At 32.2% G+C, this 25175-nt stretch carries 24 protein-coding genes; 15 read left to right on the top strand and 9 right to left on the bottom strand.

What is annotated here, in order from left to right:
• The first annotated feature begins 44 nt into the window (after positions 1-44).
• Entirely contained in the window at positions 45-899 is an 855-nt protein-coding gene (locus CELLY_RS05175) for a cupin-like domain-containing protein (RefSeq protein WP_013620608.1), read from the top strand.
• 4 nt (positions 900-903) lie between these two features.
• Here the strand turns inward: CELLY_RS05175 and CELLY_RS05170 are convergent, their stop codons facing one another.
• The 3 genes from CELLY_RS05170 to CELLY_RS05160 all read right to left on the bottom strand — a co-directional run bounded on the left by CELLY_RS05170 (position 904) and on the right by CELLY_RS05160 (position 3620).
• Entirely contained in the window at positions 904-1383 is a 480-nt protein-coding gene (locus CELLY_RS05170; protein WP_034645942.1) for a regulatory protein RecX, read from the bottom strand.
• A gap of 124 nt (positions 1384-1507) precedes the next feature.
• The gene (locus tag CELLY_RS05165) at positions 1508-3058 is read right to left on the bottom strand and encodes an Rne/Rng family ribonuclease (protein ID WP_013620606.1); all 1551 of its coding nucleotides are present in this window, start codon (positions 3056-3058) and stop codon (positions 1508-1510) included.
• A gap of 271 nt (positions 3059-3329) precedes the next feature.
• The gene (locus CELLY_RS05160; protein ID WP_013620605.1) at positions 3330-3620 is read right to left on the bottom strand and encodes an HU family DNA-binding protein; all 291 of its coding nucleotides are present in this window, start codon (positions 3618-3620) and stop codon (positions 3330-3332) included.
• Positions 3621-3745: 125 nt separating this feature from the next.
• On the opposite strand from CELLY_RS05160, the gene mutY reads away from it, so the two are divergent.
• The 4 genes from mutY to gldD are packed head-to-tail and all read left to right on the top strand — an operon-like array spanning position 3746 to position 7192.
• Entirely contained in the window at positions 3746-4771 is a 1026-nt protein-coding gene (gene mutY, locus CELLY_RS05155) for an A/G-specific adenine glycosylase (protein ID WP_013620604.1), read from the top strand.
• A 34-nt stretch (positions 4772-4805) separates the two neighbouring features.
• The gene (locus tag CELLY_RS05150) at positions 4806-5294 is read left to right on the top strand and encodes a single-stranded DNA-binding protein (RefSeq protein ID WP_013620603.1); all 489 of its coding nucleotides are present in this window, start codon (positions 4806-4808) and stop codon (positions 5292-5294) included.
• Between the two features lie 19 nt (positions 5295-5313).
• Positions 5314-6645, top strand: a complete 1332-nt coding sequence (locus CELLY_RS05145; RefSeq protein ID WP_013620602.1) for a gliding motility-associated protein GldE — start codon at positions 5314-5316, stop codon at positions 6643-6645.
• Positions 6635-7192: a gliding motility lipoprotein GldD gene (gldD, locus tag CELLY_RS05140; RefSeq protein ID WP_013620601.1), complete on the top strand. Its 558-nt coding sequence runs from the start codon at positions 6635-6637 to the stop codon at positions 7190-7192. The genes CELLY_RS05145 and gldD overlap by 11 nt, the downstream gene beginning before the upstream one ends.
• An 86-nt stretch (positions 7193-7278) precedes the next feature.
• Here gldD and CELLY_RS05135 read toward each other — a convergent pair whose 3' ends face one another.
• The 3 genes from CELLY_RS05135 to CELLY_RS05125 form a co-directional block, all read right to left on the bottom strand.
• Positions 7279-7668: a heavy-metal-associated domain-containing protein gene (locus CELLY_RS05135; RefSeq protein WP_042256676.1), complete on the bottom strand. Its 390-nt coding sequence runs from the start codon at positions 7666-7668 to the stop codon at positions 7279-7281.
• 146 nt (positions 7669-7814) lie between these two features.
• On the bottom strand, positions 7815-9872 hold the full coding sequence (locus CELLY_RS05130; RefSeq protein WP_013620599.1) for a M16 family metallopeptidase: 2058 nt from the start codon (positions 9870-9872) through the stop codon (positions 7815-7817).
• Between the two features lie 4 nt (positions 9873-9876).
• Positions 9877-11199 (bottom strand): M16 family metallopeptidase, encoded by a 1323-nt coding sequence (locus tag CELLY_RS05125; RefSeq protein WP_013620598.1) that lies wholly within the window; start codon positions 11197-11199, stop codon positions 9877-9879.
• A gap of 292 nt (positions 11200-11491) precedes the next feature.
• Between CELLY_RS05125 and rplU the strand changes: the two genes are divergently transcribed.
• From rplU to CELLY_RS05100, 5 genes are all read left to right on the top strand, one after another.
• Positions 11492-12130 carry a 50S ribosomal protein L21 gene (rplU, locus tag CELLY_RS05120; protein ID WP_013620597.1) on the top strand — a complete coding sequence of 213 codons (639 nt, stop codon included), beginning with the start codon at positions 11492-11494 and terminating at the stop codon, positions 12128-12130.
• Positions 12131-12172: 42 nt separating this feature from the next.
• Positions 12173-12433, top strand: a complete 261-nt coding sequence (gene rpmA / locus CELLY_RS05115) for a 50S ribosomal protein L27 (protein ID WP_013620596.1) — start codon at positions 12173-12175, stop codon at positions 12431-12433.
• 139 nt (positions 12434-12572) lie between these two features.
• Positions 12573-14153 carry a tetratricopeptide repeat protein gene (locus CELLY_RS05110; RefSeq protein WP_013620595.1) on the top strand — a complete coding sequence of 527 codons (1581 nt, stop codon included), beginning with the start codon at positions 12573-12575 and terminating at the stop codon, positions 14151-14153.
• 173 nt (positions 14154-14326) lie between these two features.
• Positions 14327-17185, top strand: a complete 2859-nt coding sequence (locus tag CELLY_RS05105) for a TonB-dependent receptor (protein WP_013620594.1) — start codon at positions 14327-14329, stop codon at positions 17183-17185.
• Between the two features lie 10 nt (positions 17186-17195).
• The gene (locus tag CELLY_RS05100) at positions 17196-18215 is read left to right on the top strand and encodes a phytase (RefSeq protein ID WP_013620593.1); all 1020 of its coding nucleotides are present in this window, start codon (positions 17196-17198) and stop codon (positions 18213-18215) included.
• 80 nt (positions 18216-18295) lie between these two features.
• On the opposite strand, the gene CELLY_RS05095 is transcribed toward CELLY_RS05100, so the two are convergent.
• Positions 18296-19399 carry an SDR family oxidoreductase gene (locus tag CELLY_RS05095; protein ID WP_013620592.1) on the bottom strand — a complete coding sequence of 368 codons (1104 nt, stop codon included), beginning with the start codon at positions 19397-19399 and terminating at the stop codon, positions 18296-18298.
• A gap of 102 nt (positions 19400-19501) precedes the next feature.
• A complete protein-coding gene (gene ahcY / locus CELLY_RS05090) occupies positions 19502-20818 on the bottom strand; it encodes an adenosylhomocysteinase (RefSeq protein ID WP_013620591.1) in 1317 nt (438 codons plus the stop codon).
• A gap of 130 nt (positions 20819-20948) precedes the next feature.
• Here ahcY and CELLY_RS05085 point away from each other — a divergent pair, with 130 nt between their 5' ends.
• The 5 genes from CELLY_RS05085 to CELLY_RS05065 are packed head-to-tail and all read left to right on the top strand — an operon-like array spanning position 20949 to position 24553.
• Positions 20949-21584 (top strand): 4'-phosphopantetheinyl transferase family protein, encoded by a 636-nt coding sequence (locus CELLY_RS05085; protein WP_013620590.1) that lies wholly within the window; start codon positions 20949-20951, stop codon positions 21582-21584.
• Between the two features lie 30 nt (positions 21585-21614).
• A complete protein-coding gene (locus CELLY_RS05080) occupies positions 21615-21875 on the top strand; it encodes a thiamine-binding protein (protein ID WP_013620589.1) in 261 nt (86 codons plus the stop codon).
• A complete protein-coding gene (pnuC, locus tag CELLY_RS05075; RefSeq protein ID WP_013620588.1) occupies positions 21859-22497 on the top strand; it encodes a nicotinamide riboside transporter PnuC in 639 nt (212 codons plus the stop codon). Before CELLY_RS05080 ends, pnuC begins: the two co-directional genes overlap by 17 nt.
• Positions 22452-23018: an AAA family ATPase gene (locus tag CELLY_RS05070; protein ID WP_013620587.1), complete on the top strand. Its 567-nt coding sequence runs from the start codon at positions 22452-22454 to the stop codon at positions 23016-23018. The genes pnuC and CELLY_RS05070 overlap by 46 nt, the downstream gene beginning before the upstream one ends.
• Positions 23015-24553, top strand: a complete 1539-nt coding sequence (locus tag CELLY_RS05065) for a DUF4301 family protein (protein ID WP_013620586.1) — start codon at positions 23015-23017, stop codon at positions 24551-24553. The genes CELLY_RS05070 and CELLY_RS05065 overlap by 4 nt, the downstream gene beginning before the upstream one ends.
• Here the strand turns inward: CELLY_RS05065 and CELLY_RS05060 are convergent, their stop codons facing one another.
• Positions 24554-24925 carry a VOC family protein gene (locus CELLY_RS05060; protein WP_013620585.1) on the bottom strand — a complete coding sequence of 124 codons (372 nt, stop codon included), beginning with the start codon at positions 24923-24925 and terminating at the stop codon, positions 24554-24556. It lies immediately after the preceding gene.
• Between the last annotated feature and the right edge of the window lie 250 nt (positions 24926-25175).

Below are 25175 nucleotides of genomic sequence, written 5' to 3'. Positions count from 1 at the left end.
AAATCGTATTTTTTATTTTTACCGACTGTTTAATTTATCCAAATTTGCACTTACAAGATATTCCAAGGGTAAAAAATATTACCAAAGAAGACTTTTTAAAGCACTTTTTAAAGCCTCAAAAACCTGTTGTTATTGAGCGTTTTATAGAAGAGTGGCCTGCTTATTCTAAATGGAATTTGGAGTATATGAAGTCTGTGGCAGGCGATAAAATAGTGCCTTTGTATGATGACAGACCTGTAGATTATAAAGATGGTTTTAATGAGCCGCACGCTAAAATGAAAATGGCAGATTATATAGATTTGCTTAAAAAAGAGCCTACTAAATTTAGAATATTTTTATGGAATATTTTAAAAGAAGTACCACAGTTGCAAAGAGATTTTACATATCCAGATTTTGGGTTGCGACTAATGAAAAGTCTTCCTATGTTATTTTTTGGTGGTAAAGATTCACATACATTTATGCATTATGATATTGATTTGGCTAATATTTTTCATTTTCATTTTGAAGGGGATAAACAAATTATTCTTTTTAACCAATCTCAAAACAAATATCTATATAAAGTACCACATTCTTTAATTACAAATGAAAGGATAGATTTTTCTAACCCAGACTACAGCAAATGGCCTGCTTTAAAGCAAGCTAAAGGGTATAAAACAACTTTGCAGCACGGAGAAGTGTTGTATATGCCAGAAGGGTATTGGCATTATATGAAGTATCTTACTCCGGGTTTTTCTATGAGTTTACGTGCAATAGCGCGTAACCCTAAAAATTTAAGTAAAGCCTTATATAATGTATTTATTATGCGTAATTATGATAATGTAATGCGTAGAATAAAAGGACAAAAGTGGATAGATTGGAAAAACAAAAAATCTATATCTAATACCAATAAACAGTTGTAATAATTTATTTTTTTGGTGTAAGTTCTTGCACTTTTTCATACACTAAATGACTTTCCCAACCTCTATAGAGTAAGTAATCTGCTATTTTTTTACGTTTTTTATATATGTTAGTTTCTTTAACTTCATTAGCTCTTTTGCTGGCAAGCTCATTTAATGTTTGTATGTATTGGTCTTCATCTATTTCTTTTAGGGCTGTTTTAATGTTGTAAATAGATATGTCTCTAAACTTAAGTTCGTTTACAATTCTATTTTTACCCCATTTTTTTATATTAAATTTTCCGCGAGCAAAACTTTGAGCAAAACGTTCTTCATTTAAATAGTTTTCTTTAATCAAATGAGTAATTATTAGATCTCTAGCATCTGCAATCATTCCCATATCTTTTAGTTTTTTGGTAACTTCCTTATGGCAGCGTTCTTGGTAAGCACAATATTGCTCTAGCTTATGGGTGGCTTCTTTAATGGTGTAAGAGGGTTGTAAACTCATATTACAAATGTACGTAAACAAAAAAAGCGACCCCATTGCTGAGGTCGCTTTTTACTTTTTTATATAGGTCTTTTGGTTTTTTAAAGATCTATATAATAAACCGTTTTTTAAGTAAAGGTATATTCTAATATATGGTTTTACCTTTTTTGTTTTTAAAGCGATATTCTAGATACGTGTATGCGTCTCTAGGTTGCACTTTAACCCATTTTTTGTATTCCATAAACCACTTGAAACGAATGGATTGTAATCCTTTTGTAAGATATGCTGCAATAAACGGGTGTATGTGTAGAATAACATCGTTGTCTTTTGCAGGGCCGTTTAGTAGTTTTTCTAAATCGGATTTAATCTTGTCTATTAAAACTATAGGAGCTTCTACCTCTGCGCCATTTAAGCCGCTAGGATTTTTCTCCATTGTTTTAATGTTTCTTTCTGGTCTTACTCTTTGTCTTGTTATTTGAATAAGTCCAAATTTACTTGGCGGTAAAATTTTATGTTTAGCTCTGTCATCTTTCATTTCATCACGTAGATGATCAAAAAGTTTTTTTCTGTGATCTGGCTTACCCATATCTATAAAATCTACAACAATAATACCTCCCATATCACGTAAGCGTAATTGTCTGGCTATTTCTGTAGCAGAAATCATATTTACCTCTAATGCTGTGTCTTCTTGGTTTTTTGCCTTATTAGATCTGTTGCCACTGTTAACATCTATAACGTGTAGGGCTTCAGTATGTTCTATTATTAAATAGGCGCCTTTACTCATAGAGGCTGTTCTACCAAATGAAGTTTTAATTTGTCTTTCTATCCCAAATTTTTCAAAAATAGGTACAGAAGACTCATATAATTTTACAATAGATTCTTTCTTTGGCGCAATTTCTTGCACATAATCTTTTATTTCATTGTAAAGCGTTGTATCGTCAACATGTATTCCTGTAAAGGTGTCGTTAAATACGTCTCTAAGTATAGATGAGGCTCTGTTTAGCTCCACTAGTACTTTAGATGGGTGAGGTGCTTTATACAATTTTTTACACATTACTGTCCATTTGGTCAGTAAGTTTTCTAGATCCTTGTCTAGCTCTGCAACTTTTTTGCCTTCGGCAACGGTTCTTATAATAACGCCAAACCCTTTTGGTTTAATGCTTCTTACAAGTCTTTTTAACCTCTCTTTTTCTTCTTTACTTTCTATTTTTTGAGAAACAGAAACTCTATCAGAAAATGGCACCATAACCACATAACGCCCTGCTAATGAAAGCTCAGAGCTAATTCTTGGTCCTTTGGTAGAGATAGGTTCTTTTACAATTTGTACTAATAAGGATTGATTAGATTTTATAACATCATTAATGCTACCATCTTTATCAATATCTTTTTCAAAAGGAAAATCTTTTAAAGAAAAATCTTTTAATTTTCCTGTGCTTGCTCCTTTTACGAATTTCAGCATAGAAGATAACTGCGGACCCAAGTCATGATAGTGCAAAAATGCATCTTTTTCATAACCAACATCTACAAATGCAGCGTTAAGACCAGTAACAGGTTTTCTAATTTTGGCAAGAAATATATCGCCAACAGAAAAATTATTATTGTCTTCTTCTTTGTGAAGTTCTATTAGTTTTCCGTCCTTAGTTAAGGCAAAATCGACAGCGTTAGAACCAGATCTTACGATTAATTCTTTATTCACCTGAATCAATTTTTATTTAACTCTACTTAATAAATTAAGAGTGTTAAATGGATTAAACAATAGTTGTGCGGGCAGTATTACCCGCTGAAATTCTTTCGTTAGAATTTCTATGTCAATGAACGTTTTTAAAACGAAAAAGTAGTTGTTAACAACTACTTTTTCTTGTGTCGGTTAGCTCTTCTACGCTTCTTGCGCTTGTGAGTAGCTACCTTATGTCTTTTTCTTTTCTTACCACTAGGCATAAAATCTACTTTTTAATTAATATTATATTTTATTTTACTTGTACGTTACTCTTAACACCTTCAACAAAAACCTTTGCAGGCTTAAATGCAGGGATGTTATGAGCTGGTATTTTAATGGTAGTATTTTTAGAAATATTCCTACCAGTTTTTTCTGCTCTTGTTTTAATAATAAAACTACCAAAACCTCTTAGGTAAACATTATCTCCATTTTCTAATGAAGTTTTAACCTCTTCCATAAAAGTTTCAACAGTAGCCTGTACATCTCCTTTTTCAATACCCAGTTTATCTGAGATTTTCGATACGATATCTGCTTTCGTCATTGTCAGTATATATTATGTCCTTGTTTTTTCGGGTTGCAAATATATAAATTAAATTTATTCTTTTACGTTAATAGACTTAATTTTAAGTATATAAACCTGTACTTTTGTTTATTATTATTTATTTGATGACTTTTTCCCAAAAAATTCTTGATTGGTACACCCTAAATAAACGCTCTTTACCGTGGAGAAACACTGTAAACCCTTATAAAATATGGCTTTCAGAAATTATGCTCCAACAAACAAGAGTTGCTCAAGGTACGTCTTATTATTTAAGTTTTGAAAAACATTTTCCTACAATTTTTGATTTAGCAAACGCTTCGGAAGAAAAAGTTTTAAAATTATGGCAAGGTTTAGGGTATTATTCTAGGGCAAGAAACCTTCATTTTACCGCAAAACACATCGTAAATAATTTAAACGGAGAGTTTCCTAATACATATAAGGAGTTGGTAAAACTTAAAGGAGTAGGAGATTACACAGCAAGTGCTATTGCATCTATTTCTTTTAATGAGCAACAAGCTGTTGTAGATGGTAATGTGTATAGGGTTTTAGCAAGGTATTATGGTGTAGACTTACCTATTAATAGTACAGAGGGTGTTAAATACTTTAAAAAATTAGCTACAGAAGTAATGCATACTTCTAATATTAGAGATTATAACCAGGGTATAATGGAGTTTGGAGCATTGCAATGTTCGCCTAAAAAGCCAAATTGCAATACGTGTCCTTTAAGTAGCAGCTGTGTGGCGTTAGAAAAAAACTTGGTTAGTACATTGCCCATCAAGCTAAAAAAAACAAAGATTAAAAAACGTAATTTTAATTATTTGGTTGTTGTAGATGCTGTTGGTAACACAATGTTACAACAACGAAAAGGTAAAGGTATTTGGCAAAATTTATATGAGTTTCCTTTGTTGGAAGATGAGGTTAATGAAACCAATATAAAGGAGCTTTATGCTAAAGTATTACCAAAAGTAGAGGTTGAAAGTTTTACCTTATATAATAAGGATGCAATTGTGCATAAATTATCGCATCAACATTTATATACTCATTTTTGGATACTCCATACAAATGCTATTTTGGAAGACGGAATCGCTTTTTCTGAACTTAAAAAATATCCTGTACCTGTTTTAATAGCAGACTACATAAAAACATTGTAAATTTTTGTATTTTTGATTTTAATATAACAAAATTATGAGTGGTACGTTAAACAAAGTAATGCTAATTGGGCATTTAGGAGATGCAGTAAAAATGCACTATTTTGAAGGAGGAAATTGTATAGGAAGATTTCCTATAGCAACAAATGAAACCTACACAAATAAACAAACAGGTGAGCGTGTTACAAATACAGATTGGCACAATGTTGTAGTGCGTAATAAAGCTGCAGAAATTTGCGAAAAATATTTAAGCAAAGGAGATAAAATATATGTAGAGGGTAGACTTAAAAATAGACAGTGGCAGGCAGAAGATGGTACTACACGTTATGCAACAGAAGTACACGTGCAAGATTTTACATTTTTGTCTACAAAACAAGAAAGTATGAATAATGCGCAGAATAACCCAGCGCAGCCCGCACAACAGCAACAAAAACAGCAAGCAGCACAACAACAACAAAATGTGGCTGCACAACAAAATAACGCAGCTCCTAGTGAGCCAGAAGAAGATGATGATTTACCTTTTTAATACAACTAAAATTTAATTATTGGATCCTGACCCCCTTATTTTACTGTTAAATGCAATTGTTTTTGATGGCGCTTTAATAACCAAGTTGTTGGTGCTAATTGTACTATTGCTATTGTCTGCCTTAATTTCTGGAGCAGAGGTGGCGTTTTTTGGCTTGTCTGCAACAGATATTAATACTATAGGTGAAGCAAAAACCACAAAAGGAGAATCTGTAATTAAATTATTGCACAAGCCTAAAAAATTATTAGCAACTATACTCATAGCAAATAATGCTATAAATATTGGAATAGTGCTTTTATTTAGTGCTATTGGAGATGTTATTTTTTCAAGCATTACCTATAAAATTTTAGACCTAATATCTGTTAGGTTTTTACTAGAAGTGGTTTTGGCTACTTTTCTAATTTTAATGTTTGGGGAAATTATGCCAAAGGTTTATGCTAATAGAAATAGAGTGCAGTTTGCACATTTTATGGCATTTCCATTACGTTTTTTAGATGTTATTTTTACCCCTTTAAGTTCGCCAATGCGTTCTGTAACGTTGTATTTGCACAATAAATTAGGGAAACAAAAATCTAGTTTAAGTGTAGATCATTTGTCGCAGGCATTAGAAATGACTTCTGAAGATGATACAACCAAAGAAGAACAAAAAATATTAGAAGGTATAGTATCTTTTGGTAATACAGATACAAAACAAGTAATGAGGCCAAGGATAGATATTTTTGCTTTAGATGCAGAGCTTAAATTTTTAGAGGTTGTAGAGGAAATAAAGCAAAAAGGATATTCTAGGATTCCTGTTTATGAAGAAAACGTAGACAATGTAAAAGGCGTACTTTATGTAAAAGATTTATTGCCTTATATAGACCGTAAAGCATTTAATTGGGTTACTCTTTTAAGAGAACCTTATTTTGTTCCAGAAAATAAAAAGTTAGATGATTTGCTAAAGGAATTTCAAGAAAAGAAAAACCATTTGGCAGTTGTTGTAGATGAGTATGGTGGTACATCTGGTATTGTTACTTTAGAAGATATTATTGAAGAAATTGTAGGAGATATTAGTGATGAGTTTGATGATGAAGATTTGGTTTTTTCTAAAATAGATGATTTAACTTTTGTGTTTGATGGAAAAACTACATTAAAGGAGTTTTACCGTGTTGCACGTATCACTGAAGATGAAGATGATTTTGAAGAGCAAAAAGGAGAATCTGAAACAATAGCTGGCTTTGTGTTAGAAATAGCAGGAAGTTTTCCTAAAAGAGGAGAAAAAGTATTGTTTAAAAATTACCAATTTGTGGTAGAGAGTTTAGATAAAAAAAGATTGAAACAAATAAAAGTAATGCTGCCTAATGATGCGTAAATATATTTTTTTAGTAATAGTTTTTAGTGTTTTACTGGCCAGTTGTAATGAAGAGGTTTTGCCAAAGCCAAAGGCTATGTTGCGTTTAGAGTATCCAGACAGTACTGCAGTAAACTTTGGTACATCTAAATATTTGTTTAATTACAATGCACTAGCTCGGGTTAAAAAAACAAATGAAAGTGCGGTTACTATAGAGTATCCAAAAATGAACGCAGCAATTTTTTTAAGTTATAAGCCTGTAGAAGGCAACTTAAACCAGTTGTTGTCTGATGCTCAAAAATTATCTTATGAGCATGCAGCTAAAGCAGATAATATTTTAGAGCAGCCTTTTGTTAATTCAGAAGCTAAGGTTTACGGTATGTTTTATGATGTAAAAGGAGATGCGGCATCACAATCTCAGTTTTATGTAACAGATAGTACAGAGCATTTTTTAACGGGGTCACTTTATTTTTCTGTGAAACCTAATTACGATTCTATTTTACCTGCGGCCGTTTATTTACAGGAAGATATTAGAAAAATTATGGAAACATTGCGTTGGAAAAACTAGGTTGTTTTTGTTAAATACTAATATTAAAAAAGCCAATATCTATTAATAGATATTGGCTTTTTTAATATTGTTATATGGGATTTTTTTTATTCTGCTGTGTGCATATTTTCAACAGTGTAAATATCTCCAGAAGCTGCAGATGTTACGGTTTTAGTTAAATCTTCTGTAGAAACAGAATTAGTGTCGTACTCTACAATAGCCAACTCTTTATCAAAAGAAACAGTGGCAGATTTTACACCTTCCATTTTAGCTAATTTTTTTTCAATTGTAGCGGCGCATCCAATTTGGCATGTCATTCCTTTAATAGTAAATTCGGCTTTACTAAACTCAGCATTATCAGCAAATACTTTTGTTTGTTCTTTAGCAACCGTATTGTTAACTGTAACCACTTCTGGCTCTTGCTTGTTTTCTTTGCAAGAAGCTAGTAGTGTTAAAGAGCCAACAAGAACTAGGCTAATATTTTTTATAAGTTTCATATTAATAGGTGTTATAGTAGGTTGCAAAAGTACTAATTTTTAATTTTTTAGTTCTTAAAATTGAAGTAGTTAATCTAAATAAAATCATAAAAAAAGCTGCCTAAAATATTTTTAGGCAGCTTTTTAAATTTGGTGTTTTTTGTTTACTACTTGAAATCTTCAGCAGTAACACCTTCGTTAACTTTTATTTCAGTTACGTTAAAGTCAAACTTTTGTGGTCCCATTGCTTGTTTCCATACAAAAGGAAATTGTATTCCAGAAACTTCTTTGTAATCTGTGTAACTAATAGTAGCGCTACCTTGTGGGGTTGTTGTAATATCTGCAATTTTTAATCCCGTTTTGGTATTGTAAGCAGCAGACTTGGTGTCGGTAAACTTAATTACATAGGCTTTAGTTCCGTCAAAATCTTCTATGCCAGTTAATGTTGCGCCTCCATTTAAGAAATTAAGTTCAGGAAAAGGAGCAGATTCTGCTTTAATGGCAGACAGTTGAGCTTCTTGCATATCCATTTTACGACCTTGAACAATCATAAATCCACTATCGCCATCTAATACTTGTTTGCTTACGGAGTTGCCCATCATGCTAACATTTTGCATAAATTGGTTGCTAGTAGTTTTTTTCATTTCTAGCAGTAACTCTTGTCCTTGTACTGTTGCTTTAGCTTGTATGTAGCTAGATGTAACGCTTTCTAATTTGGCTTTACCACCAATTGCAGCTACATAATCTGCTAATACTTTGTTTGCATCTACACCTTCAGGAATAGCAATATCATATTTAGGCTTTTCAACAGCGTTGCCATATCTATCATAATATTTAACGGGTACAGATTGGCCTTTAAAAGTAACTTTTTCTAGGTTTTCTAAAACGTCACTTCCTTTACCAGTAACAACTATACGTGCGTTAGAAGATTTAAAGTATTTTTTAGCAGCGTTCTCTACATCTGCAATAGTTATAGCGTTAACTTTCTCTAAATAAGTTTTGTAGTAGTCTTTGTCTAGACCTTCAGTTTCTATATTAAGGGCATAGTTGGCTATTGTGCTAGGTTTTTCTAAAGCCATAATAAAGTTACCTATGTAAGCTGCTTTAGCTGCGCTTAACTCTTTTTCAGAAACTGGAGTAGACGCTATTTTATCAATTTCAGATAAAATTTGTACTACAGCACTATCAGTAACGGCATTACGTACACTTGCGTAAGCTCTAAATCTAGATACAGAATTTTTATCATTTCCAATACTAGAGTAAGATCCGTAAGTATAAGCTTTATCTTCTCTAAGATTTAAAAATAATCTTGCAGATCCGCCACCACCTAATATACGGTTTGCCATCAAGGCAGCAAGGTAATCAGGATCACTCTTTTTAAGATTTACTAAGTTTTCTACAGCTATCTCAGACTGTACAGCATTAGGAGCGTCTATAAAATTAATTTGTGTGTATTGTACATCTTTAGGTGTAGCTAAAGAAAAAGAAGGAGGAGTTGCTTTTGTCCAGGCAACAAAGTTTTCTTTTACTAATTTTTTAGCCTCTTTGTATTCTACATCACCAATTATAACCATATATGCATTGGCGGGTACAAAATAGTCGTTATAAAACTGCTTTACATCTTGCAAAGAAATATTATTAATTGTCTCTTCTGTTACTTGCTCTCCATACGGGTGTTTTTGTCCGTAAGCTAAAGTACTTTGTACTTTACTAGCAATATTAGATACATTTTTTTCATCTGCTTTTAGGCCGGTTAAAATCTTTTCTTTTTCCTTGTCAAATTCTTCTTGTGTAAAGTTTGGATTAATACTAGCATCTGCTAATAACTCTACAATTCTAGGGAAATATTTAGATAATGCAAATGCAGAAGCACTTTCAGATCCAAAAGCCATACTTGCGCCCATAAAGTCTAACTCCTCATTAAAATCATCTTTAGAGATAGATGTAGATCCGTTGCCTAATAAGCTAGATACAAAAGAACTAACACCAGCTTTGTTACCTTCTGCAACAGGTGGGTTGTCTATAATTAATTGTATAGATACTCTTGGTAATTTATGGTTTTCAACTACTAAAACTTTTAATCCGTTTTTAAGTTCAAAACGTTGTGGTTCAGATAAATTTATTTCTGGTAGTGGACCAGCCTCTGGCATTTTACTACGGTCTACTTGTGCTTGTAGGTTAAAAGCTATTAATGCTATAACCAATAAAGAATATATTTTTTTCATTTTCTTAGTTTTCAGGTTTTGCAACAGGTAAATATTCTAATTCTACGCGTTGGTTAGGCTTAAGGTATTTGTTGGCTACAGTTTTAATGTCTTCTCTTGTAATAGCTTTGTAAATTTCTATTTCAGTATTAATTAAATTTGTGTTGCCGTATAACATATAGTTTCTTGCTAAAGAGTTAGCAATACCTTCTACGCCGCTGTTAGAGTTAACAAAGTTATTTTCAAACTTGTTTTGTAGTTTTTGGTAATCTTTCTCAGAAATTAATTCGGTTTGTAATTTTGCAATTTCTTTATCAAACTCAACAATTAAATCATTTAAAGAGGTTTTTCCTAAAGGTAGAGCACCTATTATGTAAGAGCCATAATCTTCTTGAGAATTGTTAAAAGCAAAAACTTGTAACGCCATTTTTTTGTCATCTACCAAGCTCTTGTATAGTTTAGAGCTTTTTCCGCTAGTTAGGTATGTAGATATCATATCTAATACATATGCATCTTTTTCTGTATTAGCAGGAGTTCTGTATGCAGTAAAGATTGCAGGAATTTGTATGTTTGGATCGTTGTAAGTAGCCTTAATAGTCTTTGTAATAGGCTCCTCTGTATACTTATTCCTTTTTATTTCTTTACCTCTTGGAATAGGTCCAAAATAATCTTGAATCATTTTTTTAGTACTAGCAACTTCAAAATCACCTGCTACTACTAAAACAGCATTGTTAGGGACGTAGTAAATTTTATTAAAATCTTTAAAATCTTCTAATGTAGCGTTGGCTAAGTGCTCTAAAGATCCAATAGTTTGCCATTTGTAAGGGTGATTTTTAAATAGGTTTATGCCAATTTGCTCTCGGAATTTACCGTATGGAGAATTGTCTACACGCATACGTTTTTCTTCTTGTACAACTTCTTTTTGTGTATCTACCCCTATTTGGTTAATAACTGGGTGCATTAGTCTTTCAGACTCTAGCCATAGGCCTAACTCTAATTTGTTAGAAGGAAAAACCTCGTAGTAGTATGTACGGTCTTGTGTTGTATTGGCGTTATTGGTTCCTCCGTTAGATGAAACAATTTCAAACCATTTACCTCGTTCAATGTTTTTTGTTCCTTCAAAAAGTAAATGTTCAAAAAAGTGAGCAAATCCTGTTTTTTCTGGGTTTTCATCTTTAGCTCCTACGTGGTACATTACAGATGTTGTTACTATAGGGGCAGTGTTGTCTTGATGCAAAATAACGTGCATGCCGTTATCAAGATCATATTCTTCAAAAGCAACCTGTTGTGCTTGCATTGTTAATGCGGCACAAAATAGGCTTGCCGATAGGAATAAATTTCTTTTCATTTTTAATAGTGTTTTTATTTAGTTATTTCATAAGTCTAAAATTACTTGATTTGTTACAGATTTTACTTAAAAAAAATAAAATAATTAAGAAAATACTCTCAAAACATTATATTAAAGCCTTCAATTAAGAATTAAAAACAGCTAAAAAACATAGTGAATATATAGGGGTTAAATCAACTTGTCTTTTTTTTGTAAAATAGCTTGTAAGTTAAGGAATTAGCAGTATATTTGCATCCGCTTATTTAGGTAGGCAAGTTCATTAAATTAAACATAATTAATTAATACACAAGCTATGTATGCAATTGTAGAGATAGCAGGGCAGCAATTTAAAGTTGCAAAAGATCAAAAAGTGTATGTTCACCGTTTACAAACAGAAGAAGGTCAAAAGGTAACTTTTGATAACGTTCTTTTGTTAGAGAATGGAAAGGACATTACTATTGGCGCCCCAGCTATAGACGGAGCCGCTGTTGAGGCAAAAGTCGTAAAGCACCTTAAAGGTGACAAAGTTATCGTCTTTAAAAAGAAAAGACGTAAAGGGTATAAAGTGAAAAATGGTCACCGTCAGTATTTAACGGAGATTGTTATTGAAAACATTTTAGCCTCTGGAGCAAAAAAAGCTGCTCCAAAAAAAGAAGCTGCTCCTAAAAAAGCAGAAGCTAAAAAAGCTGCACCAAAGAAAGCTGCAAAAGCAGACGACTTAAAGAAGGTTGAAGGAATTGGACCTAAAATTGCAGAAACATTAGCTGCGGCAGGAATATCAACTTTTGCTGAATTAGCAAAAACTGATGCTGCTAAAATTTCTGAAATCATCGCTGACGTTCGTGGTAACCACGTAACTGATACATGGCCTGCACAAGCTAAATTAGCTGCTGAAGGTAAGTGGGATGAGTTAAAGAAATGGCAAGATGAATTAGACGGTGGTAAAGCATAATTGCATTATCATTTAAGTATAACAAAATAAAACCTAGAAATTATGGCACATAAGAAAGGTGTTGGTAGTTCGAAAAACGGTAGAGAATCAGAATCGAAACGTTTAGGAGTTAAAATTTTTGGTGGTCAAGCGGCTATTGCAGGAAACATTCTTGTAAGACAGCGTGGTACTAAACATAATCCAGGAGATAATGTTTATGCAGGTAAAGACCATACTTTACACGCCAAAGTAGATGGTATTGTAAAGTTTCAGAAAAAAGCAGGCGGTAAGTCTTTTGTTTCTGTAGAGCCTTTTGAGGCTTAAGAAACTAGCTTAAAATTCTATAATTAGCTCTTCCTTTTACAAGGAAGGGCTTTTTGTGTTTTGTTATTTACATAAAAATAACAACCAATTAATAATTAAGAAATTTAGAAAAAATACCTTTCTGGTTTGTTTAATTATTATGAAACTTCTTTTTTCTTCTGTTGTTATATTCTTTTTTGTTTGTCAGGTAAAAGCACAAGTTGTTTCTGCGGAGTTTGTAAAGTTAGATAGTTTAGGAGGTGCTTTTAAAGAACTAAATAAAAGTTTAAAAAAAGCAAAGGAAACAAATAACAGTTATGGTATAGCATTAGCACACTACAAATTAGCTATATTTTGTAAAAATAATAATGCTTATACAGAAGCTTTACATCAAAATAATGAAGCTCTGGTATTGCTACAAAGTAAAAAAGATACATTAGTTGTAAATGTTTTAAACCAAATAGGAGCTTTACATTTAGAACTTAAAAATTACAATTACGCTAAGGATTATTTTGCAAAAGCAATTACACAGGCAACTACTTTAAAAGATTCTTTAGCGCTTGCTTTTTCAACCTCAAATTTAGGTAGTTGTTTTGAAAAGCAACATAAGTATGCAGAGGCTTTAAATTATCAAAATAAGAGTCTTAAACTGTACAAGCAACTAAATAACAGTAGCGGTTTGGCTATTGTAAATGAAAATATTGGTAGTATTTATGAGGATTTAGAAGACTACAAACTTGCCAAATATTTTTTTGAAAAAGCATTAGCTTATGCAAAAAATAGTAAGGAAGCTAGGCTAGCCAACATATATAATAATTTAGGCGATGTTTATAGAAAAACAGATAATTTAACTAAGGGATTAGAGTTTACAACAAAATCCTTAGAGTCTGCCATAAAAACTAATAGTAGTGCAGATGTTGCAAGCGCATATAAAGACTTGTCTAAAAATTATAATTTACAGGGAGATTATAAAAAAGCCCATAGCTATTTACAGTTGTTTGTTGTGCTAGATACTAAAAATAGTAAACAGCAAAATACAAATCAGGCTAGTGCGCTACAGCATATCTACAATTCTAAAGAAAAGGAATCGCAAATAGCATACTTGTTGCAAGTAAATAAGGTTAATAGAGCGCAAAATATAATATTGGTTATACTGGTTGTAACAGTGTTGGCTTTAAGTTTAATTTGGTTTATGTATGTTCAGAAAAAAAGAAGACACTCTCGTAAAGAGCAAGATTATGAACAGCAATTATTAAAAGCAAAATTAGATAAAAAGCAAGCAGAAGAGAAAACATTGCAAAAAGAGGTGTATATAAAAACAGCTGCTTTATCTAGATATAGTTTGCATTTGTCTCAAAAAAATAAAATGCTGTCTAACTTATCTCTAACATTAAAAAATAGTCTTCAGCGTTCTAATATAGATTTAAAGCGCAAGTTAAAAACACTTATAAAAGAGATTGATTTTAATTTGTCTCAAGAAAAAGAATGGGATGAGTTTATGTTGTTTTTTAAAGAAATTCACCCAAGTTTTATAACTAAAATTAGTGCGGCTGCACATTGTAAATTATCTCCTGCAGAGTTAAGGCTCTGTATTTTGCTAAAGCTGAATTTATCTTCTAAAGAAATTGCATCAATATTAAGGTTAACACCAGATAGTGTACGAGTGTCTAGATACAGATTAAGAAAAAAATTACCTATTAATGCCAAAGAGGAATTAGGTGCTTATTTAACCACTTTTTAGTGTGTATAGGTGCAAATATTTTTTTTGAGTTATGGGTGTGTAAATTAATCCTTATTGTTGCCTTGTTGTTTCCTTACTATTCTTGTCTTGTTGCCTTTTTGTTTCCATTAAAAAAATGTGCTATGTGTTTGATAAACATATTTTTGGAGAACAAATAAACAACTAAAATAAAAATGAAAAACTATTTAAAAACTAAGATTTTATTTCTAATTGTTGCTCTGTGTAGCGCAGCTACAATGGCACAAAATGGAAATGTTTCGGGAACAATTTCTGATGAAAACGGAATTTATGTTCCTGGTGCATCTGTAATGATTACGTCTTTAAAAAAAGGAGCTGTAACAGATTTTGACGGACACTTTTCTTTGGTAGACATTCCTGTTGGTACCTATGAGCTAAAAATTACATATTTGGGTTATGCAGACAGCAAGCAAAGTGTTACGATAAGTGCTAATAATACAACAGCAGTTTCTATCTACTTACAACCAAAAAGTGTAGAGTTAGATGGTGTAGAAGTTATGGGTTATGGTTTAGGTAGCCAGGCCAAAGCATTAAATACACAAAAAAATAATTTAAACATTACTAATGTAGTATCTACAGATCAGATTGGGAAATTTCCTGACGCAAATATAGGAGATGCTGTAAAGCGTATTTCTGGTATTACAATGCAGGTAGACCAAGGTGAGGCACGTAACATTATAATTCGTGGCTTGTCTCCACAATTAAACTCTGTTACATTAAACGGTAGTCGTATTCCATCTGCAGAAGGAGATAATAGAAATGTTCAAATGGATTTAATACCTGCAGATATGATACAAACCATTGAAGTAAGTAAAGCAATTACACCAGATATGGATGCAGATGCACTTGGTGGTTCTGTAAATTTAATTACTAGAACATCTCCACAAGGTTTTAGGTTATCTGCAACTGCAGGATCGGGGTTAAATTTTATTACAGATAAAGCAATAATTAATGGTTCTTTCTTGGTTGGTGACCGTGGTAAAGATGGTAAGTTTGGTTATATGTTATCTGCATCTTATAATAACAGCGATTTTGGTTCGGACAATGTAGAAGCAGATTGGACAGATGAGTTTGAGTATTACACAGGCGTAGATGATGTAGAAGGAGAACCTATTTTAAACCAAGTAGATGTAGATCCTTACACCAAAGAATTTCAGCAAAGAGAATATCTTGTGCAGCGTATAAGACGTAGTTTTTCGGCTAATATGGACTATAAGTTTGATGTTAATAACACTGTGTTTCTTAAAACTATTTACAACTGGAGAGATGATAGAGAAAATAGATTTAGGTTGTCTTCAGAAATTTTAGATGCAGAAGATATACAACTTCAAGACTTTACAGTAACTAATGGTATGCTTACTCGTTTTCCTGCAGAAGTTGCACGCGAAACTAAAGGAGGTATTAATAACAGTAGAAATAAAAACAGACGTTTAGAGGATCAGCGCATGCAAAACTATTCACTTGGTGGCAAGCATTTGTGGGGAGATTTAAAAGTAGATTGGTTAACTTCTTTTGCAAAAGCATCTGAAGAAAGGTTAAATGAGAGGTATTTGGTTTATGCCACAGAATATTCAGTATTAAATGATAATTCTAATACTAAATTCCCATTAATGACTGCAGAAAATGTAAATGATGCAGCACTTGATAATTTTGAATATGATGAAATTACAGAAGAAAATCAATTTACAAAAGAAGAAGATTTTAATGCATTTGTTAATTTTCAATTGCCTTCAAATATCTTTGGACAAGGAGATGGCGCTGTAAAGTTTGGAGCTAGAGCTCGTTTAAAAACAAAGTTAAGAGATAACAATTTTTTTGAGTTTGATTTAGAAGATGCATACCCTACATTAAGTACTACAAGAACTAATAATTTGTCTGATGCAGATTTTTTAGCAGGGAGTAAATACAAAATAGGATATTTTACAAGTCAAGATTGGTTAGGAGATTTAAATTTAGTAGATGGTGAGTCAGTCCCAGATGAGTTTTTAAGAGAAAATTATAACGTAGATGAAAATGTATTTGCTGGTTATGTAATGACAAATCAAAAATTATCTAAAAAATTAGATGTTTTGGTGGGTCTTCGTTTAGAGAGTACTAAAATTACGGCAACAGGAAACCGAATTGCTGATGAAGAAAATTTAGAAGGAGAAATTACAGAAGAAAGCTCATATACAAATGTTATGCCTGGTGTGCATTTTAAATATGCAATATCTAATGCTACAATACTACGTTTTGCCTGGACAAATACTTTGGCAAGACCTAATTATGCAGATTTAGTACCGTCTGTAGATGTTATTTCTGGTGATGAGGCAATTGTACTTGGTAACCCTAAATTAGATGCAACTACAGCTATGAATTTTGATGTAATGGCAGAACATTACTTTGCTAATGTTGGGTTGCTTTCTGGAGGTGTTTTTTACAAAGACATAGATAATTTTATTTACACTTTTGTTGGTGAAACTATAGATGATACTTACGGAGCAGATACAAGTGGGTTTGATGTTTATCAACCACTAAACGGTGAAGGGGCAAGTATTTTTGGAGCAGAATTTGCTTTTCAGCGTCAGTTAGATTTTTTACCTGGCTTTGCTAAAGATTTAAGTGTTTATTTAAATTATACTTACATATCTTCTTCTGCAGATGGTATTATAAATGAAGATGGTGATGAACGAGAAAATGTAGATTTGCCTAATACAACACCTAACACTTTTAATGCTTCTTTGGCGTATAATACCAAACGCTTTTCTGCAAGGTTGTCTTCTAATTTTTCAGATAGTTATATTGATGAGTTGGGCGGTAATGAGTTTGAAGATAGGTATTATGACAAACAATTTTTTCTAGATTTTAATGCAACATATAAAGTAAATAGCAATTTAAGTATTTATGCAGATTTAAATAACATTACAGATCAACCATTACGTTATTTTCAAGGAGTTAAAAACAGAACACAACAGGTAGAGTACTATGGTCAAAGGTTAACTTTTGGTTTAAAGTATGATTTGTTTAAAAAATAAATACCTAAAAATGAATAAATACATAAACTATATAGGGGTAATGGTTGTTGTGCTTGCATTTGCGTGTAAAGAAAATAGTTTGCCTGCAATAGCTCCAAATGTTATCACAGAAAAAACTAAGAATGATACAGACGACCCTGCTATTTGGGTGAACCCTAAAAATGCAGAAAAAAGTATTGTTTTTGGAACAGATAAAGAAACTGATGGCGGAGTGTATGCTTTTGACTTAAATGGGAAAATAATTAAGAATAAAAGTATTACCGGAGTAAAAAGACCAAACAATGTAGATGTGGCTTATAATTTTAAAATAAACGATTCTACCTTTACAGATGTTTTGGTTTTTACAGAACGAGAAAAACAACAAATTAGGATGTTTTCTGTGCCAGATATGATGCCTTTGGATAACGGTGGATTTTCAGTTTTTAAAAATGAAAAAAAATTAGAATACACACTTCCAATGGGTGTAGGCTTGTATACCTCTTCTGTAGATAATACATTGTATGCTATTGTAGGCCGTAAAAACGGCCCTAAAGATGGCTATTTACATCAGTATAAATTAAGTACAGACACAACTGGTGTTGTGCAGTCTACTTTGGTACGTAAGTTTGGTGTTTTTAGCGGGAAAAAGGAAATAGAAGCAATAGCTGTAGATAGTGAACTGGGTTATGTTTATTATTCTGATGAGCAACACGGTATACGCAAGTATTATGCAGAGCCAACAAAAGGTGATAAAGAAATTAGCTGTTTTGGAGGCGAGTTGTTTTTATCAGATATAGAAGGTATTGCAATTGCAAAGCAAGCTAAAGGAAAGGGTTACATAATAGTATCTGATCAGCAAAAAGGGCAGTTTAATATTTTTTCTAGAGATACAAATAAGTTTGTAAAAGCTGTTAACTTGTCTACAACAGAAACTGATGGTTGTGAGGTTGTAACAGTGCCTCTAAATAATGTATTTAAAAACGGATTGTTTGTTGCAATGAACGATGCTAAAGACTTTTATTTTTATGATTTAGCTAAACTGGGGCTATAAAAAGTAATACGTAGTTATAATAAAACCAAAAAAGGGATAACATTTTATGTTATCCCTTTTGTTATTGTAATGTGGTTATACTACCATTTCTGATTTCTAAAATTTTTAAGCTTTGCAAACTCTACTGTGTTGCCTAAATATTGTTCTAAATCGTACTTAGGTATAGGTAAAATGCTTTCTAGTAAAGAGGTGTCCCATTCATATGGTTTAGACGTTAAGTACGGGTTTAAGTGCACGCCAATAGTCTCGTAATAAAATTGTTCTAATTTAGATTCGAAGCCTGCTGCTTTAGTAATAATATCTTGTGTAATATTGTACGAGGTAAAATCTACCGTATCTAAAATTTTAGAAATACCTTTTGTTATGTTGGTAGCTTTGTTGTGTACAATATTTAGTTGTTGTACATCGGTATCAAAAACCTTAACAATAACTTTGGCAGCATAATCTGTTGGTATAATGTTTAACCCACTATCTGCATTTGCAGTAATTCTTATATGCTCCTTTGATGGGGTGTTGTAAAAGAATTTTGCAAATAGGTAAAACACCATATATTTAGAAATAAAAAAACTTGGATTGTCTATAGCGTTACCTCCTAGTACACTAGGTCTTAGTATTTGTAGTGGTATGCTATTTTCCTTACTCTTTTGAGTTAAAAACTTTTCAGAAGCGTGTTTAGATGCTTCATAAAAGTTACGGTAAGTTCCGCCTTCAATCTCTATATAATCATCGCCAATAATGCCGCCTAAATCACCAATAGAAAAAGCAGTGCTTATGTAAATAAACTTTTTTAAATAAGGTAAATATGCATTGTAAATAGACTTGGTGAAATTAAAATTTTCTTCAAAAATTTCATCTTTATTAACAGGGTCTACAGATAAGTTAACATAGCCAGCAGAATGTATAAAGTAATACTGCTTGTTAGTTTCTAAAAAAGATTTTGGCTCCAAAATATTATCAGCATTAATAACCTTTATTTTAGAGGTAATTGCATCTAAATTATCTTTCATAAACTGCGGAGCATATTCGCTTTTTAGCATATTTATAACTCTTTCAAGTGGGGCAGTTAAGCCTTTTTTACGAACCAAAAGATACACTGTATTAATTTGGCTGTATTTAGTTTCAAAAAGAGTGTGCAGCACTTTAGAGCCTAATGTACCCGTTGCTCCTGTTAAGATAATGTTCATTTATAAAGTTGTATAAGTGAGGTTGGTGTATAAAAAAAGCTCTTTTCCAAATAGGTTTATATATGAGGAAAAGAGCTGAGTTATTTTATAATGCTAAAAGAATTAGTATCTGTAATGCTCTGGCTTGTATGGGCCCTCTACAGTTACCCCAATATAACTAGCTTGGTCTTCTTTTAATTCAGTAAGCTCAACGCCAATTTTAGCTAAGTGTAATTTAGCTACTTTTTCGTCTAGAGCTTTTGGTAGCATATAAACATCATTTTTGTAAGCATCAGCATTTGTCCAAAGTTCTATTTGTGCAAGTGTTTGGTTGGTAAAAGAGTTGCTCATTACAAAACTAGGGTGTCCTGTGGCGCAACCTAAGTTTACCAAACGACCTTCGGCTAAAAGAATAATATCTTTCCCGTTAATAGTGTATTTATCAACCTGTGGCTTAATAGTGTTTTTGGTATTACCGTGTTTCTCATTTAACCATCCTACTTGGATTTCGTTATCAAAGTGACCAATATTACAAACTATGGTTTTGTCTTTCATGGCTTCAAAATGCTCAGCACGTACAATATCTTTGTTACCGGTAGTTGTAATAATAATATCAGCATTACCAACAACAGTTTCTAATCTTTTTACTTCAAAACCGTCCATTGCAGCTTGTAATGCACAAATAGGATCTATTTCTGTAACAGTTACTATAGAACCAGCACCTTTAAAAGAAGCAGCAGTACCTTTACCAACATCACCATAACCACAAACCACAACACGTTTACCGGCTAACATAACATCTGTAGCTCTACGTATAGCATCTACTGCAGACTCTTTACAACCGTATTTGTTGTCAAATTTAGATTTGGTAACAGAATCGTTTACGTTAATAGCTGGCATTGGTAAAGTTCCGTTTTTTACACGCTCGTAAAGTCTGTGAACACCAGTTGTAGTTTCTTCAGATAAACCATTAATACCTTCTGCAAGTTCTGGGTATTTATCTAAAACCATATTGGTTAAATCTCCACCATCATCTAAAATCATGTTTAATGGCTTTCTTTCCTCGCCAAAAAATAAGGTTTGCTCTATACACCAGTCAAACTCTTCTTCTGTCATATCTTTCCAAGCATAAACAGCTGTTCCTGTTGCAGCAATTGCAGCTGCAGCCTGGTCTTGTGTAGAAAAAATGTTACATGAACTCCATGTAACCTCTGCGCCTAAAGCTTGTAAAGTTTCTATTAAAACAGCAGTTTGTATAGTCATATGCAAACAACCAGCAATTCTAGCACCTTTAAGAGGCTGAGAATCTTTGTACTCCTCTCTTAAAGACATTAAACCTGGCATTTCTGCTTCAGCTAATTCAATTTCTTTTCTTCCCCAATCTGCTAGAGAAATATCTTTTACCTTATTTGGTACGTAAGCAACTGTATTTGAGCTCATTTTTTCTTTTTTTCGTATTTTTAATAAAAAGAAACACTTTGGCGTAGCGTTTTAAATAGTTAAATTCGCTTACCAATACTATTTCATTTGCCTTAAGCAGTGCAAAGATACTAATATCTTAAATAATGCTATGCCTCTTTACAAAACTATAACAGTAAACAATACCACAAAACTCTACATTTGGAAAATAGAAGAGCCAGAGGCAGAATTAGCTAAGCCAATTGCACTTACAGATCATTGCCAAAACAGATTAAACGGAATGAAATCTGATATGCACAGAAAAGGGTTTTTAAGTATAAGGCATTTGCTTAAACAAGCTGGTTATACAGATTTTGATTTAAGGTATGATGAGGTGGGGAAACCACACTTAAAAGATGGTAATTTTATATCTATAACACACTCACATCACTTTACAGGAATTATTGTTAGCAAGACAGATGAGGTTGGAGTTGATATAGAAATGCAGCGAGATAAAATTTTAAAAATTGCACATAAATTTACTCCAATTGAAGAGTACAAAACCATAGCAAATGTATCTGCATTAACCCAAAAACTAACTATAGTTTGGGGAGCAAAAGAATCGTTATATAAAATTTATGCGCAAAAAGGATTAAGTTTTTTGCATCACATAAATGTTAAAGATTTTACGTTTGCAGATGAGCAAACAACAGCAGAGATATTATACCAAGGAGCATCTTCATTTTATAAGGTTGCATTTTTAGAGTTTGAGGGTTTTACTTGTGTTTATGCATTAAAAACAACATAGACTTACTAATTTATTACTAATAATTTTACAATGAATATTTCTGTAGAACTTACATTTTCGCCACTTCAGGATACTTTTGAGGAGCACATAATTAATTTTATTAAAAAACTAAGAGCATCTGGATTAACAATTTTAGAGAACCCGCTAAGTACCCAAGTTTATGGAGATTATGATGAGGTAATGCGTGTTTTAAACTCAGAAATTAAAGAAGCATTTAAGTTAATGGACAAAGGGCTGCTTTTTATGAAAATTGTAAAATCTGACAGAAGCGATTATGAGCCACATTTTTGATTGGATTTTTGCGCAATACAATGGCGTACCAACACATTTAATAGTTTTAGAATCTATTGGTGTTTTATTTGGGTTGCTAAGTGTTATTTACTCTAAAAGAGAAAACATATTGGTTTTTCCTACAGGTATTATTAGCACCGCTATTTTTGTATATATTTTATTGGTATATGGCCTTTTAGGTGATATGATGATAAATGCCTACTATTTTTCTATGAGTATTTATGGTTGGTACGTTTGGACCAGAAAAGTAGATGCAAATCATTTTATACCAATAACTACAACAACGGTTAAAGATAAAATGTGGTCTGCAATTTTATTTACAATTACTATTGCATTTGTAACGCTTGTTTACTTGTTTTTTGATAAATTTAATAGTTGGACCGCTTATGTAGATACATTTACCACAGCAATTTTCTTTGTAGGTATGTGGTTAATGGCAAAAAAGAAGATTGAAAATTGGATATATTGGATTATAGGAGATGTTATTTCTGTTCCGCTATATTTGTATAAAGGACTTGTTTTTACAGCGTTACAATATTTTGTATTTACAGGAGTAGCAATTTTAGGATATTTAGCATGGAAGAAAAGTATAGGCAAGAGCCCACAAACATTGTTAAAGTAGTTTTGTTTGGGCCAGAGTCTACTGGTAAAACAACGCTGTCAGAACAATTAGCTAGGCATTACCACTCTGTTTGGGTGCCAGAATATGCTAGGGAGTATTTGCAAGACAAATGGAACAACGAGCGTAAAACCTGTGAACCTAAAGATCTTTTGCCAATTGCTGAAGGTCAAATGAAATTAGAGAATAAATTAGCAAAAAAGGCTACAGATGTACTTATTTGTGATACAGATTTGCTAGAGACTAAAGTGTACTCAGAGGCTTATTACATTGGAACTTGTGATCCTGTTTTAGAAAAATATGCCTTAGAAAACACATACGATTTATACTTTTTAACCTATGTAGACGTTCCTTGGGAGGCAGATGATTTAAGAGATAAGCCACAAGAACGTCAAGAAATGTTTAATTTTTTTAAACAAACATTGCTTAAGTATAATAGGAATTTTATTACTTTAAGGGGCGGTAAAGCAGAAAGACTAGCTACAGCAGTAGCAGCAATAGACAAAATACTAGAAAATAGATGAATTTTACAGATATAGATTTAAAGCAATTTGCAGCAAAAGGAATTACTAACGAAAAGGTTTTAGCTCAAATAGAAACCTTTAAAGAGGGGATACCTTTTGTAAATTTATCTAAAGCAGCCGTTGTAGGTGATGGTATCTTAAAATTTACAGATGAAGAGCAGGAAGAGCTTATTTCTTTGTTTGAAAAAGAACGTTCAGAAAAAGAATTGCTAAAATTTACTCCTGCCTCTGGTGCAGCAACACGTATGTTTAAGGCTTTATTTGCTTTTTTAGAAGTATATAACCCTAAAAAACAAACATTACAAGAGTATATAAATACATCAGAAGATAATGCTATTAAGACTTTTACAGAAGGATTAAAAAACTTCCCTTTTTATAAAGATGTAAAATCGCGTATAGGTAATAATTTTTCGTCTACAGGAGAAGAAGTGTATGCTTTTGTGGAAGAATTATTAGTAGAAAATAAATTAAATTATGGCTTTTACCCCAAAGGATTATTGCCTTTTCATGCATACAAAAACGGTATTGTAACTCCGTTTTATGAACATTTAAAAGAGGCTGCATTGTACGCAACAACTGCTAAAAAGGCCAAGCTGCATTTTACAATTTCAGAACAGCATAAAAAAATGTTTTTAGAAAAGGAAGCGCAAGTATTAGATGTGGTTACAAAAGAAACAGGTGTTAGTTTTGAGGTAGATTATTCATTTCAGAAAGTAGAAACAGACACCATTGCTGTAGATATAGATAACATTCCTTTTAGATTAAAAAACGGAAGCTTATTGTTTAGGCCAGGAGGTCATGGGGCACTTATTGAAAATTTAAACGATAAAAAAGCAGATGTTATTTTTATAAAAAACATAGATAATATTATTGTAGAAGAACATTTAGAAACAATAGCTAACAGCAAAAAAATGCTAGCAGGGTTTTTATTAAAAGTTCAGAATAAAGCGTTTAAATATGCTTCAATTTTAGACAATAATGATGTTGATGACGATTTAATAAATGAAATTAGATTGTTTTTAAAGGAGGAATTAAATGTCAGATTTAAAAATGGATTTATTCACTTAGGAAAAGAAGATCAAATAGCACTTTTAAAAAATCATATAAACAGGCCAATTAGAGTTTGTGGTATGGTAAAAAACCTTGGAGATCCAGGTGGTGGGCCATTTTGGATTAAAGATTATCAAGAAAATGTTTCACTTCAAATAGTAGAGTCGGCACAAATTAATACGTCTAATTACAATCAGGCTAAAATATTGCAAAATGCAACTCATTTTAACCCAGTAGATTTAGTTTGTGGTGTTAAAAATTACAAAGGAGAAAAATATAATTTGTTAGACTTTGTAAATGAAAAGCAAGGTTTTATAACAGAAAAAACAAAAGAAGGAAGGCCTGTTAAGGCTTTAGAATTGCCTGGTCTTTGGAACGGAGCAATGGCATATTGGAACACTATTTTTGTAGAGGTGCCAAGTATTACTTTTAACCCAGTAAAAACAGTAAACGATTTGCTTAAATCTGCTCACCAACCGTTGTAATTACACGTGTTGGTCTAGCAGAATAGGGTTTCCGTCAGGGTCTACAATAACTAAGTTTGCAGGTCCTGTAGTGTTTTCATCTGCTTTTGAGCTAAGCTCAAGTCCAGAGGCAATTAATTGCTTTTGTATGTCTCTAATATCATCATAATTTTTAAGTGTATTTGCATTTTGGTCCCAACCAGGATTAAATGTTAGCATATTTTTATCAAACATTCCTTCAAACAAACCAATAATGGTGTTTTCGTTTTTAAGTATTAGATACTTTTTATCAATTTCACCAGCAAAAACACTAAAACCTAATTTTTCGTAAAAAGCTTTAGATGTTTTTATGTCTTTTACGCTTAAACTTATAGAAAATGCTCCTAATTTCATAATGTACATTTAGTTGTTATAGTTAATAAAATTAACTTTTTTTTATGAATACTAGAAAGTGTGCCCTACATTTGCTGCCATCTCAAAGGGGTGCTTATTAGTTTAGGCTGAGATTATACCCAACGAACCTGAGCGGGTAATGCTGCTAAGGGAAGTAATAGCAACGCAGTACAGAAGTGTTAGCTAGGTTAAAAGGCAATTAATAAATGGAGCTTGCCACTCAAAAAAAATCTATACAATTTAACAAAAA

The organism is Cellulophaga lytica DSM 7489 (assembly GCF_000190595.1).
Classification (GTDB): domain Bacteria; phylum Bacteroidota; class Bacteroidia; order Flavobacteriales; family Flavobacteriaceae; genus Cellulophaga; species Cellulophaga lytica.
This window is presented reverse-complemented; position numbering and strand designations above follow the sequence as displayed.